This window comes from Micromonospora vinacea, from assembly GCF_015751785.1.
Classification (GTDB): Bacteria; Actinomycetota; Actinomycetes; order Mycobacteriales; family Micromonosporaceae; genus Micromonospora; species Micromonospora vinacea.
In genome coordinates, this window is the sequence record NZ_JADOTY010000001.1 from 1,060,479 (window position 1) to 1,074,363 (window position 13,885).

Consider the following 13,885-nt stretch of genomic DNA (forward strand, 5'->3'; position numbering starts at 1 on the left):
CGGTCACCGAGGGCGGGCCGGGCGCCAGCGCGGACGGTAGAGGTATGACATCGACCACCGCTCCCCGCGCCCCGTACAAGCAGCTTCGGCGACCCACCACCGACCGCATGGTCGCCGGGGTCGCCAGCGGCGTCGGCCGCTACTTCGCCGTCGATCCCACACTGGTCCGGGTGATCTTCGCGGTCACCGGCCTGCTCACCGGCGGGCTCGCGCTGTTCGCGTACCCGATCATGTGGTTCCTGATGCCGGAGGAGCCCACCGGCGCGCCGGCCTGGCCGCACGCCGCGGGCGTCGCGCCGCAGAACGGCCCGCCGCCCACCGCCGGGCCCGCGCCCGGCGGGCCACCGCAGGGGTACGCCCCGACGCCGCCCTACCCGCCGACGACCCCGCTCAGCCCGCCGCCGGCCGCCTGAGCGGCGCTCACTCCCACTCGATGGTGCCCGGCGGCTTGCTGGTGACGTCCAGGACGACCCGGTTGACCTCGGCGACCTCGTTGGTGATCCGGGTGGAGATCCGGGCCACCACGTCGTAGGGCAGCCGGGACCAGTCGGCGGTCATCGCGTCCTCGCTGGAGACCGGGCGCAGCACCACGGGATGCCCGTAGCTGCGCCCGTCTCCCTGCACTCCGACGCTGCGAACGTCGGCGAGGAGCACCACCGGGAACTGCCAGACGCCCCGGTCGAGGCCGGCGGCGGTCAGCTCCTCGCGGGCGATCAGGTCGGCCTGGCGGAGCAGGTCGAGGCGCTCCTGGTCGACCGCGCCGATGATCCGGATGGCCAGGCCGGGGCCGGGGAACGGGTGCCGCCAGACCATCGCCTCGGGCAGGCCCAGCTGGAGGCCGAGCGCGCGGACCTCGTCCTTGAACAGGGTGCGCAGCGGCTCGACGAGCGCGAACTTCAGGTCCTCCGGGAGGCCGCCGACGTTGTGGTGGCTCTTGATGTTGGCGGTGCCGGTGCCGCCGCCGGACTCCACCACGTCGGGGTAGAGGGTGCCCTGGACGAGGAACTCGACGTCGCCGTGTGCGGCGATCTCGCGGGCCGCGGCCTCGAAGACCCGGATGAACTCCCGGCCAATGATCTTGCGCTTCTGCTCCGGGTCGGTGACCCCGGCGAGCGCGCCGAGGAACCGGTCGGCGGCGTCGACCACCTTCAGCTTGATGCCGGTGGCGGCGACGTAGTCCTTCTCCACCTGCTCGGCCTCGCCGGCCCGCAGCAGGCCGTGATCGACGAAGACGCAGGTGAGCTGGTCACCGACCGCCTTGTGCACGAGCGCTGCGGCGACCGCCGAGTCCACCCCGCCGGAGAGGCCGCAGATGACCTCCTTGTCGCCGATCTGGGCGCGGATCCGGGCGACCTGCTCGTCGATGATGTTCTCGGGCGTCCAGGTCGGCTCGATGCCGGCGATGTCGTAGAGGAAGCGGGTCAGCATCTCCTGGCCGTGCGCGGTGTGCCCGACCTCCGGATGGAACTGCACACCGGCCCGACGCCCGGCCAGGTCCTCGAAGGCGGCGACAGGGGCGCCCGCCGACTCGGCGGTCACAGTGAAGCCCTCGGGCGCCTCCGTGACGGCGTCGCCGTGACTCATCCAGACCGGCAGGTCCGCCGGCAGGTCACGCAGCAGCACACCGGGTTCGAGCAGGCGGGGGCGCAGCGGGGTGCCGCCGTACTCGCGGTTGCCGGTCTTCGCGACAGTGCCGCCGAGCGCCTGGGCCATCGCCTGGAAGCCGTAGCAGATGCCGAAGACCGGCACGTCGGCGCTGAACACGCCAGCGTCGATCTGCGGCGCGTCCGGGGCGTAGACGCTGGACGGGCCGCCGGACAGGATGATCGCGGCGGGGTTCTTCGCCAGCATCTCGGCGATCGGCATCGAGTGCGGCACGATCTCGGAGTAGACCTTCGCCTCACGGACCCGGCGGGCGATGAGCTGGGCGTACTGGGCTCCGAAGTCCACCACGAGGACGGGGCGAGGCAGGCTCATGTGCACGAAGCCTACCGACAGTCACGGCCGCTCCCGGCACCGGCTCGCCAGCAGTCCACTCTCCCCGCGATCTTGCACTTCCTGTCCCGACAAAAACCGCAAAAGTCGCAGAACGACGACCGAAACTGCAAGATCGCCGGGACGGGACGGGACGGGACGGGGCGGGACGGGGCGGGACGGGGCGCGGGGGTCAGGGTCGTAGCGCTCCTGGGGCGTTTGGCGGCACCGCCGGGTTGTGTGGGGGTACGGGGGCGAGCCGGCGGTACGGGGTGCCGAGCGGTGGGCGGGGGTCCTGCTCGCCCTTGTTGGGCCAGAAGGACATCGCCCGTTCCGCCTGGGCGGTGATCGTCAGGGAAGGGTTCACGCCCAGGTTGGCCGACACCGCGGCGCCGTCGACCACGTGCAGGCCGGCGTGCCCGTACACCCGGTGCCAGGGGTCGATCACCCCGTCGGCCGGTGTGGCGCCGATGACCGCCCCGCCCAGGATGTGCGCGGTCATCGGGATGTCGAAGGGTTCGGTGAGCGATCCGCCGGGGGTACCGCCGATCTCGTCGGCGAGCAGTCGGGCAGCTGTGTTGCCGGCCGGGATCCAGGTCGGACTGGGCGTGCCATGGCCCGGGCCGGTGACCAACCTGCGGCCGAGCGGGCCACGCCGCCACCGGGTGGTCAGCGAGTTGTCCACTGACTGCATGACCAGGGCGATCACCGTCCGTTCCGACCAGCCGCGCACCGACAGCATCCGCGCGGCCAACCGGGGCTGCCGCACGATGCTGCCCAGCCAGCGGCGTACCCGGTGCGGGCCGCCGTCGACAAGCAGCGACTGGAGCAGACCCATTGCGTTGGAGCCCCGCCCGTAGCGGACCGGCTCGACGTGCGTCTGCGGGTCGGGGTGGAACGAGCTGGTGATGGCCACCCCCTCGGTGTAGTCCAACCGCTCGGCCCGGGCCCGTTGGCGGGGCACCGAGGCACCGAGGATCGCCTCCGAGTTGGTCCGGGTCAGCTCGCCGAGGCGGGGCGAGAGCCCGGGTAGTGCCCCGTCGGCCCGCATCCCGTGCAGCAGCCGCTGGGTGCCGAGCGCCCCGGCGGCGAAGACCACCTGGTCGGCGTGGATGACCTGCCTGCTCTTGCGCAGCCAGGCGCCGGTGCGTTCGGTGTGCACCTCGTACCCGCCGCCGTCGGCGGGCCGGACGGCGGTCACAGTGGTCAACGGGCGGACCGTGACCCCGAGCCGTTCGGCGAGCCAGAGGTAGTTCTTGACCAGTGTGTTCTTCGCCCCGTGCCGGCAGCCGGTCATGCACGAACCGCAGTGCAGGCAGCCGGTGCGTTCCGGGCCGGCACCGCCGAAGTACGGGTCGTCGACCCGCTGGCCGGGCCGGCCGATGTGCACGCCCACCGGGGTGGCGTGGAAGGTGTGCCCCACCCCCATCCGCTCGGCCACCGCCCGCATGGCGCGGTCCGCGCCGGTGTGCACCGGGTACGTGGTGACGCCGAGCATCCGTTTCGCCTGGTCGTAGTGGTGGGCCAACTCGTCGCGCCAGTCGGTGATGTCCCGCCACTGAGGGTCGCTGTAGAAGGCCGGAAGCGGTTCGTAGAGGGTGTTCGCGTAGACCAGCGAGCCGCCGCCCACCCCGGCGCCGGAGAGCACCAGCACCCCGCCGCCGGATCGTCGGTCGGCCGGGCGGAGCAGGGTGAGCCGTTGGATGCCGTAGCAGCCCAGCTTCGGTGCCCAGAGGAACCGGCGGACCCGCCAGGACGTTCGCGGGAACTCGTCGTCGGCGAAGCGGCGGCCAGCTTCCAGCACCGCCACCGAGTAACCCTTCTCGGCCAGTCGGAGCGCGGTGACGCTGCCACCGAAGCCGGACCCGATGACGACCACGTCGTACCGCATGGACGCATCATTACTCGCGAGTAGCGCTCGCGCCAGCGGCACTTTTCGCGCGATCATGCTCCGGCCGACCGACCCGGCGTCTCCCGGCCGCAACCCGGAGCACCCGTCGGAGCGTTGTTCACCAGACGGGTGGAAGGAATCCAAGATGGTTCTCGGGTCGATGGCTCCGCGCCGACGATGGCTGCTGCTGGGGTTGGCGGCCCTCGCCGTCGTCGCGCTGATCGCCGCCGGCACTGTGGTGATCAGCCGGCTGACCGGGAACGACAAGCCGGGCGGCCCTCCGGTGGCCGGCTCACCGACTCCGTCACCGGTCGGCACGCCGACCCCCAGCCCCAGCGGTCCACCGCCGGGCGCGGACATCACCGGCCCGCTCAACCTGCTGCTGGTCGGTGTGGACACCCGGGTCAGCGTGCCCGGCTGGGAGCCGCACTCGGACGCCGTGCTGGTGCTGCACGTACCCAAGGGGTTGGATCGGGCGTACCTCTTCTCACTCCCCCGCGACCTGGTGGTGGACATCCCGGCGTTCCCGAAGGCCGGATACAAGGGCGGCAAGACCAAGCTCACGCACGCGATGAGCTTCGGCAGCCGGGTGCCGGGCAAACCCAAACAACCCAGCACGGCCCAGGGGTACGAACTGCTGCGCAGCACTGTCAGCGGCTACACCGGGCTGCGCATCGACGCCGGTGCGGTGCTCACCTTCAACGGGTTCGACCGGCTGGTCAACGCCCTGGGCGGGGTGGACATCTACGTCGACCAGCGGGTCGAGTCGCTGCACCGCCGACCGGACGGCAAGTACCGGGAGAGCGCGCCGGGCGGCTACACGGGGCCGCAGCAGGTGTACGAGAAGGGCGAGCAGCACCTCAACGGCTGGCAGGCGCTGGACTACTCGCGGCAGCGCTACATCACCGGCGGTGACTACGCGCGGCAGCGGCACCAGCAGCAGCTGATCCGGGCGATGACCCGCAAGATCCTGGACGAGGGCCTGGCCAAGCAACCCGAGCGCGTCGACCAGGTGGTCTCCGCGCTGGGCGACACGCTGGTCTACGTGGGCGGGCGCCGGATCGTCGACATCGCGTACGCCCTCAGCGGCCTGCCGGAGAACCGTTTCACGCTGGTCGGGCTGCCCGGTTCCGGTGTCGGCAAGGGCAGCGCCTACCGGGGCGAACAGCTGACCGCCGAGGGCCGCAAGTTCCTCACCGAACTCCGCGCCGGCCGCGCCGACGCGTACCTTGCCGCCCACCCCAAACTGGTCGTGAAGAACTGACCGCCGCTCAGAGCCGCTTGGGCAGGTCGGGCTTCTTCGTGCCGTAGAGCCAGGCGTCGAAGATCGCATCGAGCTGCTTGCCGGAGATCCGTTCGGCAAGGGCCACGAACTCGGCAGTGGTGGCGGTGCCGTCGCGCTTCTCCGCCGCCCACGTCTTGACGATCTCGAAGAACGCCTTGTCGCCGACGGCCACCCGCAGGGCGTGCAGGGTCATCCCGCCGCGCTGGTAGACCGACTCGCTGAACAGCTTGTCCACCCCCGGCTTGCCCGGCGGCGTCCTCCACACCTGCGCGGACATTTCGGCGTACCGCCTGTCGAACGCCTCCTTGGCGGTGTACGCCTTGGTGTGCTCGGCCCAGAGCCACTCCGCGTACGTGGCGAAGCCCTCGTTGAGCCAGATGTCCTCCCACTTGGCCAACGCGACGCTGTCGCCGAACCACTGGTGGGCCAACTCGTGTGCGACGACCTCGGTGTTCTCGCCCTGCCGGAAGAAGCTCGCCGCGTAGACCGGTCGGCTCTGCGTCTCCAGGGCGTACGAGATCCGGCTGTCGGAGATCACCACCCCGCCGTACGCGCCGAACGGGTACGGCCCGAACACACTCTCCAGATAGTCGGCCACGGCAACGGTCTGCGCGATGGACGCGTCCGCGTTCCCCTTGGCCTCGGTGGTGGTGACCGCGTTGTAGACCGGGCGGCCCTTGTGCTCGCCGGTGGTGATCCGGAACTTGCCGATCACCAGGGTGCTCAGGTAGCTGGCCATCGGCGACTTCTCCGACCACTTCCAGGTGGTCCAACCGCCCGAGCTGGCCTTGCCGCCGGGAACGCCGTTGCTGATCGCGGTCAGGCCGTCCGGGACGGTGACCTCGAAGTCGTAGGCCGCCTTGTCCGACGGGTGGTCGTTCACCGGGAACCAGGTACTGGCCGACTCGGGCTGACCCAGCGCGATGGCACCGTCGGCGGTGTGCAGGAAGCCGCCGTCACCGAGCGTCTCGTTCTTCAGCGGCTTCGGCTTACCGGCGTAGGTGATCTCGGCGACGAAGCCGTTGCCGTTGATCAGGCCGGAAGCCGGCTTGATCACCAGCTCGTTCCGCTTGCGGCTGTGGGTCGCCGGTGCGCCGTCCACCGTGACCGCGCTGACGGTCAGGCCGGCCAGGTCGAGGTTGAACGTCGACAGGTCCGCCGTCGCGGTGGCCCGCACTGTGGTCGTACCCGTCAACTGGTCCTTGGCCGGGTCGTAGCGCACCTTCACCGTGTACCGACCGACGTCGTAGCCGCCGTTGCCGTAGGTCGGGAAGTAGGCGTCACCGACCCCGTCGGCGCCCGCGCTGAACGTCCGCGACGGTGTGGGAGACGCGCTTGGTGGTAGCGCCGTATCCGGGCCCGTCGAGTCGCATCCGGACAGTGCGAGCGCACCGGTCACCAGCAGGCCGGCACCCATTCGCAGTCTGTGCCGCGTCCCCCGCATCCCACACCCTTTCCGCACGGTGGCCGGTCACGGCCGCGCGAACTGGCGCCTACCCGCCGTTCTCAGGCGGCAGCATATCGACCGGGCGGCGGCGCCGGTCACGGCAGTGTGGGGGCCGACCCACCCACCAACCAGGCGTCGAAGAGCGGACGCAGTTGCCGCTGCGCGACCCGCTCGGCCAGCGCGACGAGGTCCGCTGTGGTCGCGTTACCCGCAGCCCGCTCGCTGGTCCAGGTGCGCAGGATGCGGAAGAAGAGGTCGTCACCGACGGTCCGGCGCAACGCGTGCACGGCGAGCGCCCCGCGCTTGTAGACGGCCGCGCCGAACATCTGCTCCCGGCCCGGCTCGACCGACGGTTGCGTCCAGTCGGTCATTGCGTACTGGATCTCGAAGTTGCGCTGGGCGGTCCGGCCGCCGTCGTGCTCCTCCCACAGCCACTCGGCGTAGCTGGCGAAGCCCTCGTTGAGCCAGATGTCGCCCCACCTGGTCAGCGACACGCTGTCGCCGAACCACTGGTGCGCCAACTCGTGCACGACGACACTCGGGTTCGGCCGGTCATCCGAGAAGAAGGCAGGCCCGTAGACCGGCCGGGACTGGGTCTCCAGCGCGTACCCGACCCGGTCGTCGGCGATCACGATGCCCCCGTACGAGTCGAACGGGTACGGGCCGAAGCGGCTGGCCAGGAAGTCGACGATCGCGCCGGTGCGGGCCAGCGAGGTGGCCGCGCCGCCGGCCGCCGGCAGGCTCGCGGCCACCGCCGTGACCATCGGTCGGCCGGCGTGCGTGCCGGTCACCACCCGGTAGTCACCGATCACCAGGGTGCTCAGGTAGCTTGCCATCGGGGCGCGCTCCGACCAGCGCCAGGTGGTCCAGCCGTCGGCGCTGTTCTTCGGCCCGGGTACGCCGTTGCTCAGCGCGGCCAAGCCGTCCGGAACGGTCACCGCCAGGTCGTAGGTGGCCTTGTCCGACGGGTGGTCGTTGACCGGGAACCAGGTGGCGGCCGAGTCGGGCTGGCCGAGCGCCACAGCGCCGTCGGCGGTGTGCAGGAAACCGCCGCTGCCCAACGCCCCGTCCTCGACGGCAGTGGGGACGCCCGTGTACTCGACAGTCACTGTGAACTGCCGGCCGCGCGGCAGGCCGTCGCGGGGCGTCACCACCAACTCGCCGTCGCCGCGCCGGTGCTCGGCCGTCGTGTCACCCACGCTGACCGCGCGAACCTCCAGGCCGACCAGGTCCAGGTTGAAGCGGGACAGGTCCTGAGTGGCGGTGGCCGTGATGACGGCTCGACCGGTCAGCCGGTCGGTCGACGGGTCGTAGCGGACGTCGAGGCCGTAGTGCCCGACGTCGTAACCGCCGTTGCCGTGCCCCGGCACGTACGGGTCGCCGGCGTCGGCGGCACCGGGCCGGAAGCCGTCGCGGTCGTCGCCGGTACAACCGGTGGCGGCCAGCCCGATCGCGCAGGTCAGCGCGGCGGCGACGCGCAGTCTCCGTCCGGTCAGGACCATGCCCACCCCTCCTGCGGCACTCTGCTCAGGCCGAGCGTAGTCAGCATCAGCGGCCGCACGGTCGGTATCGACGATCATCAGTGACTTTCGTCGGATCGAACAAAAGCTGACGTCAATCGAACCTTTCTTTCGACTTAGACCGACGTTAGTGTCTGTCTCCGACCACCGTCGCGAAAGGTGGAACCATGCCAGACCACACCGCCCCCGACGCCACCCCCACCGGCCGGCTCAGCCGCCGGTCCCTACTCGCCGCCTCCGCCGGGGCCGCCGCCGCGATCGGCGCGGCCGGCCTGCCCGTCCTCGCCACCGGCACCCCCGCGCTCGCCAACCCCGGCAACGCGAGCAAGCTGCGGGTCGAGCCGCTGATCCCGGCCAAGAACCGCGGCATCATCCTCTACAGCGTCCGCGACCGGATCACCGCCGCGCCCGACGACAGCGGAGTGCCGTACGGCTTCGAGCGCGTCCTCGCTCGACTCGCCGAAATCGGCTACAAGGAGATCGAGTTCGCCGGCTACACCCAGAGCACCGAGATCCTGGGCCGCCAGATCACCCCCGCCGAGATCCGCAAGATCCTCGACGACAACGGCCTGGTGGCCAACGGCACCCACGCCTCGATCCAGCCGGCCACCTTCCAACAGCAGCTGGACATCGCCGAAGAACTCGGCATGAAGAACATCGGCACCGGCAGCGACCCGACCAGCAGCGCGTACAAGGCCGAGTGGGACGCCGCCGCGGACATCTGGAACGAGCTGGGCCGGCAGGCCAAGGCCCGAGGCATGCGGCTCTACACGCACAACCACGACGCCGCGTACAGCTTCCTCATCGACCGGGGCCCGCGCGACGCGCAGGGCCGGCAGACCCGGTCCTCCGGCATCCGCCGGCTTGAGTACTTCTTCGAGATCACCGACCCGCGGTACGTCTTCTTCGAGCTCGACATCTACTGGGCCTACGTGGCCCGCTACAAGCACCAGAAGTACGTGAACCCGGCCGGCCAGGAAGTGACCGACCTGTTCGACCCGATCCTCACCGTGGCCGACCGGACCACCCGGTTCCCGCTCTTCCACGCCAAGGACGGCGACCGGGACACCAGCGTCCCCAACGGTTACCAGATGACCCCGCTGGGCGACGGCGACCTCAACTTCCAGCAGTTCTTCCAGACCATCGGCGAACGCAACTTCCACCACGCCAACTGGGAGATGGACACCGCCCCCGGCGGCACCGAGAACAGGGGCCAGTCGCTGGACTTCGCGGCGACCAGCTACCGCAACATGTCCGACCTGACCATCTACGTGGAGAAGTGACTCCCGGCTGAGTGACTCCGGTTGAACGCGACGAAGGCCGGCCCCGCAGTGTTGCGGGGCCGGCCTTCCGGCGTCTGACGGATCGGTCAGCGGTCGAGGACCAGACCGACCTTCTGGAACTCCTTCAGGTCGCGGTAACCGCACTTGGCCATCGCCCGACGCAGCCCACCGAACAGGTTGAGCTGACCGTCGGCCTCGTCCGCCGGCCCGAAGAGCAGCTGCTCCATCGACCCGAGCGGCTCACCGGAAACCTCGAAGGCACCCCGGGGCAGCGACGGGTGGCTCGCCGCCGAGTGCCACCAGGCACCACCGGCGGGGGCCTCCTCGCAGAGCGACAGCGGCTCACCGAGCATCACCGCGTCCGCGCCGCAGCCGAGCGCCTTGGCGATGTCACCCGAGGTCTGGATGTCACCATCGGCGATCAGGTGCACGTACCGGCCACCCGTCTCGTCCAGGTAGTCACGGCGGGCCGCCGCGGCGTCGGCGATCGCGGTGGCCATCGGCACCCGGATGCCCAGCACCGACTCGGTGGTCGACCACTCGTCACCACCGATGCCCACGATCACGCCGGCCGCCCCGGTACGCATCAGGTGCAGCGCCGTCTTGTAGTCGGTGCAGCCACCGACGATCACCGGCAGGTCGAGGTCGGCGATGAACTCCTTGAGGTTCAGCGGCTCGTCGGTGGTCGACACGTGCTCGGCCGAGACGATGGTGCCCTGGATGACAAGGATGTCCACCCCGGCGTCCAGGATCACCGGCGCCAGCGCCAGGGTGTGCTGCGGGGAGACCCGCACCGCCACCGTGCCGCCACCGGCGCGCAGCTCGCGGACCCGCTCCGCGATCAGGTCCGGGCGGATCGGCTCGGCGTACACCTCCTGGAGCCGCTTGGTGGCGCGGGCCTCCTCGTCGAGGCCGGCCAGCTCGTCCAGCACCTTCGTCGGGTTCTCGTAGCGGGTCCAGAGCCCCTCGACGTTGAGCACGCCGAGGCCGCCGAGCTGACCGAGACGCACCGCCGACGACGGGCTCATGGTGGCGTCGGAGGGGTGGCCGACGCACGGAATGCCGAACGGGTACGCGTCGAGCTGCCAGGACGTCGAGACGTCATCGACGTCCCGGGTGCGGCGGCTCGGCACGATGGCGATGTCGTCCAGGTGGTAGCCGCGCTGCGCGGTCTTGCCCAGCCCGATCTCGACCACGTCACGCATGGGGGACTCCAGGTGGTTGGGGGTGGTGGGTCAGCGGGTGTGGTAGTTGGGCGCCTCGACCGTCATCTGGATGTCGTGCGGGTGGCTCTCCTTCAGGCCAGCCGCGGTGATCCGGATGAGCTGGCCCCGGCGGTGCAGATCGGGGATGTTCTCCGCACCGGCGTACCCCATGGCCAGTCGCAGACCGCCGACCAGTTGGTGGGCCACCCGGGAGAGCGGCCCCCGGTAGGGCACCTGACCCTCCACGCCCTCGGGGACCAGCTTGTCGTCGCTGAGCACGTCCTGCTGGAAGTAGCGGTCCTTGCTGTACGACTTGGCCTGACCCCGGGACTGCATCGCGCCGAGCGACCCCATCCCGCGGTACGTCTTGAACTGCTTGCCGTTGACGAAGATCAGCTCACCGGGGCTCTCCTCGCAACCGGCCAGCAGGCTCCCGAGCATCACCGTGTCGGCGCCGGCCACCAGGGCCTTGGCGATGTCACCGGAATACTGGATGCCGCCGTCGCCGATCACCGGCACGCCGGCTGGGCGGGCGGCCCGGGCCGCCTCCATGATCGCGGTGACCTGCGGCACGCCGACCCCGGCGACGATCCGGGTGGTGCAGATCGCCCCCGGCCCCACGCCAACCTTGACGCCGTCGGCGCCGGCGTCGACAAGCGCCTTCGCGCCGGCGTACGTGGCCACGTTGCCGCCCATGATGTCGACCGCCACGTCGGCCTTGAGCCGGCGAACCATGTCCAGCACGGCCCGCTGGTGACCGTGCGCGGTGTCCACGATCAGCACGTCGACGCCCGCGTCGACCAGCGCACGGGCCCGCTTGTAGGCGTCCTCGCCCACGCCGATGGCGGCGGCGACCCGCAGCCGGCCGGCGTCGTCCTTGCTGGCGTCCGGGTACTGCTCGCTCTTGGTGAAGTCCTTGACGGTGATCAGGCCACGCAGCCGGCCCGAGTCGTCGACGATCGGCAGCTTCTCGACCTTGTGCTGACGCAGCAGCGCCAGGGCGTCGTCCTTGCTCACCCCGACCCGCGCGGTGACCAGCGGGGTGTGGGTCATGATCTCGCGGACCGGCGTGTTCGGCTCGGAGACGAAACGCATGTCCCGGTTGGTGACGATGCCCACCAGTTGGCCGTCGCCATCCACCACCGGCACGCCGGAGATGCGGTAACGCCCGCACAGCTCGTCGACCTCGCGCAGCGTGTCGTCCGGACTGGCCGTCACCGGGTTGGTGATCATGCCGGACTCGGAGCGCTTGACCAGGTCGACCTGGAGGGCCTGGTCCTCCAGGGAGAGGTTGCGGTGCAACACGCCGATGCCGCCCTGGCGGGCCATGGCGATCGCCATCCGGGCCTCGGTCACCGTGTCCATCGCGCTGGACAGCAGCGGAATGGACAACTCGATGTTGCGAGTGAGCTTCGTCCGGGTATTGACCCGGCTGGGCACCACATCCGACTCGCCCGGCTGAAGCAGCACGTCGTCGAAGGTGAGGCCGAGCGGAACCACCCGGGCGGAGCCGGCCGGCAGCTCGGGCAGGTGGCCGCCCAGGTCGGCGTGCTCGACGCCGGCCGGAAGATCGGTGCTGGGCGAATTTTCCACGATTGCTCCCCTGAGCTGCTCGGATGGGCTTCAGCGAGGTGGCGCGGGCGGGCACCGGAGCGCGCCACGATGCCGGCACGTCGCCTCATCGTACCCAGTGAGCTGGGCGACCCGTCCGTGGCAGGCCGGCCCGGCGCGGACGCCGGGGGGCGGACGTTCGCGCCGCGTTGGGTCTACGGTGAGGGGGTGCACGACGAGCCCATCGACCCGTTCAACGGCGACCCGGCCGATCCGACAGCGGGTCTGGATGACCCGGGCGATGACGCGACGCCGGATCCGCTGACCGACGTCGAGCGGCAGGATGTGCTGGAAGACCTCGCCGACCTGGAGATCTACCAGGCTCTGCTGGCCCCGATCGGCGTTCGCGGGCTGGTGATCGAATGCGAGGACTGCCGCGAGCCGCACTACTTCGACTGGGACCTGCTCCGCGGCAACCTGCGGCACCTGCTCAACTCCGGGCGGCCCCGGGTGCACGAGCCCGCGTACGACCCCGACCCGGACCACTACGTGACCTGGGACTACGCCCGGGGGTACGCGGACGGGGTGCACGACACCCTGTCCGAGGGCACCGAGGACGAGCCGGACGCCCCGACCGCCACCAAGTGACACCGCCGCGCTGCTTGCGCGGCGTACCCCTGCTGTCGCGTGCCGTGCCGTGCGGCGTGCCCCGCTTCCGCGCGGCGCGCCCTGCGGCGGCGCTGCGCGGATGTCAGGCCACTAGACCGGCGCGGAACCCCGCCGCCACCGCGTGCGCCCGGTCCCGGGCGCCAAGCTTGCGGAACAACCGGCGGGCGTGCGTCTTGACGGTGTCCTCCGAGACGAACAACTCCCGGCCGATCTCCGCGTTGCTCTTGCCCTCGGCCATGCCGAGCAGCACCTGAAGCTCACGCTCGGTGAGGCCGATCGACGCCCGACTGGGTCGGGCGTTCGGGGCGGGACGACCCTGGTCGGTCTGCGTCGCCGGCTCGCCGGTCCCCGCCTCCGCCTCGTCGTCGCCCCGCTGCACCGGCACCGACGCCACACCGGCCGGCCCGTCGGCGGCCGTGGCCGCCCAGCCGGGCTCGCCGGAGCCACGCGGCGACGGACCGGAGCGACCGGACCCACCCACCGCAGCAGCGTCGCGGGCCGGATCAGTGATCCGCTGCCGAGAGGCTCGGCCGGGCGCGGCGAGCAGCAGTAGCGCCTTCGCCACCGCGCTGGTCAGGTCATGGTCGACATTCTGGATGAGCCCCCGGGCGCCGGCGCTGATGGTGGCCGCCGCTGCCTCGGACTCCTCGGTGCCGAGTAGCAGCACCGCCGCCTGCGGCGCACGCGCCAACACCCGACGGACGAAGCCCGCGCTGTCCGGCCGGGTGAGGGCCGTGTCCGCCAGGACCACGTCGGCGGGCCGCTCGGCCAGCCGCAGCATCACCTCGGGATCAGAGACGGCGGTACGAACGATCGCGGACAACCCCAGCCGCGCGGCAGCAGAAGTAAGGTGCTGGGCCGCGAGTGGTGTCCGAACGCACACAAGAACGGTACGCACTGTGGTCTCCTCTCCGCCAACGAGCAGACCATGACGGGGTCGGCTGGGGAGGGGGTTCCCGGCAATCCTTCGAACTTTTCCGACAGATGGGGCAAAAGCCGCAATTTCCCGGACGTTTTCGATCACACACGTGTGAGTTGACGACAGCCCGGGTACCGGGAG

11 protein-coding genes are annotated in these 13,885 nt (G+C 70.9%); 4 read left to right on the top strand and 7 right to left on the bottom strand.

Annotated features, from left to right (window positions below; all coding sequences use genetic code 11):
- The first annotated feature begins 44 nt into the window (after positions 1 to 44).
- The gene (locus IW249_RS05155) at positions 45 to 413 is read left to right on the top strand and encodes a PspC domain-containing protein (RefSeq protein WP_196919745.1); all 369 of its coding nucleotides are present in this window, start codon (positions 45 to 47) and stop codon (positions 411 to 413) included.
- Between the two features lie 7 nt (positions 414 to 420).
- On the opposite strand, the gene guaA is transcribed toward IW249_RS05155, so the two are convergent.
- Both guaA and IW249_RS05165 read right to left on the bottom strand, forming a co-directional pair.
- Positions 421 to 1,977: a glutamine-hydrolyzing GMP synthase gene (gene guaA, locus IW249_RS05160; protein WP_196919746.1), complete on the bottom strand. Its 1,557-nt coding sequence runs from the start codon at positions 1,975 to 1,977 to the stop codon at positions 421 to 423.
- Between the two features lie 190 nt (positions 1,978 to 2,167).
- A complete protein-coding gene (locus IW249_RS05165) occupies positions 2,168 to 3,865 on the bottom strand; it encodes an FAD-dependent oxidoreductase (RefSeq protein ID WP_196919747.1) in 1,698 nt (565 codons plus the stop codon).
- 145 nt (positions 3,866 to 4,010) lie between these two features.
- Here IW249_RS05165 and IW249_RS05170 point away from each other — a divergent pair, with 145 nt between their 5' ends.
- Complete coding sequence (locus IW249_RS05170) at positions 4,011 to 5,129, top strand: LCP family protein (RefSeq protein ID WP_196919748.1); 1,119 nt, start codon at positions 4,011 to 4,013, stop codon at positions 5,127 to 5,129.
- A 7-nt stretch (positions 5,130 to 5,136) separates the two neighbouring features.
- Here the strand turns inward: IW249_RS05170 and IW249_RS05175 are convergent, their stop codons facing one another.
- Together IW249_RS05175 and IW249_RS05180 are read right to left on the bottom strand one after the other, a co-directional pair.
- Positions 5,137 to 6,594 (bottom strand): M1 family metallopeptidase, encoded by a 1,458-nt coding sequence (locus IW249_RS05175; RefSeq protein ID WP_196919749.1) that lies wholly within the window; start codon positions 6,592 to 6,594, stop codon positions 5,137 to 5,139.
- A 98-nt stretch (positions 6,595 to 6,692) separates the two neighbouring features.
- Complete coding sequence (locus tag IW249_RS05180) at positions 6,693 to 8,099, bottom strand: M1 family metallopeptidase (RefSeq protein WP_196919750.1); 1,407 nt, start codon at positions 8,097 to 8,099, stop codon at positions 6,693 to 6,695.
- A 185-nt stretch (positions 8,100 to 8,284) separates the two neighbouring features.
- On the opposite strand from IW249_RS05180, the gene IW249_RS05185 reads away from it, so the two are divergent.
- A complete protein-coding gene (locus tag IW249_RS05185) occupies positions 8,285 to 9,400 on the top strand; it encodes a sugar phosphate isomerase/epimerase family protein (RefSeq protein WP_196919751.1) in 1,116 nt (371 codons plus the stop codon).
- Between the two features lie 86 nt (positions 9,401 to 9,486).
- On the opposite strand, the gene IW249_RS05190 is transcribed toward IW249_RS05185, so the two are convergent.
- Positions 9,487 to 10,605: a GuaB3 family IMP dehydrogenase-related protein gene (locus IW249_RS05190; protein WP_196919752.1), complete on the bottom strand. Its 1,119-nt coding sequence runs from the start codon at positions 10,603 to 10,605 to the stop codon at positions 9,487 to 9,489.
- Positions 10,606 to 10,635: 30 nt separating this feature from the next.
- Positions 10,636 to 12,198 (bottom strand): IMP dehydrogenase, encoded by a 1,563-nt coding sequence (gene guaB, locus IW249_RS05195; RefSeq protein ID WP_196919753.1) that lies wholly within the window; start codon positions 12,196 to 12,198, stop codon positions 10,636 to 10,638.
- A 186-nt stretch (positions 12,199 to 12,384) separates the two neighbouring features.
- Here guaB and IW249_RS05200 point away from each other — a divergent pair, with 186 nt between their 5' ends.
- Positions 12,385 to 12,804, top strand: coding sequence for a DUF5319 domain-containing protein (locus IW249_RS05200; RefSeq protein WP_196919754.1), 420 nt, complete (start codon positions 12,385 to 12,387; stop codon positions 12,802 to 12,804).
- Positions 12,805 to 12,907: 103 nt separating this feature from the next.
- Here IW249_RS05200 and IW249_RS05205 read toward each other — a convergent pair whose 3' ends face one another.
- Positions 12,908 to 13,723: a helix-turn-helix transcriptional regulator gene (locus IW249_RS05205; RefSeq protein WP_196919755.1), complete on the bottom strand. Its 816-nt coding sequence runs from the start codon at positions 13,721 to 13,723 to the stop codon at positions 12,908 to 12,910.
- Between the last annotated feature and the right edge of the window lie 162 nt (positions 13,724 to 13,885).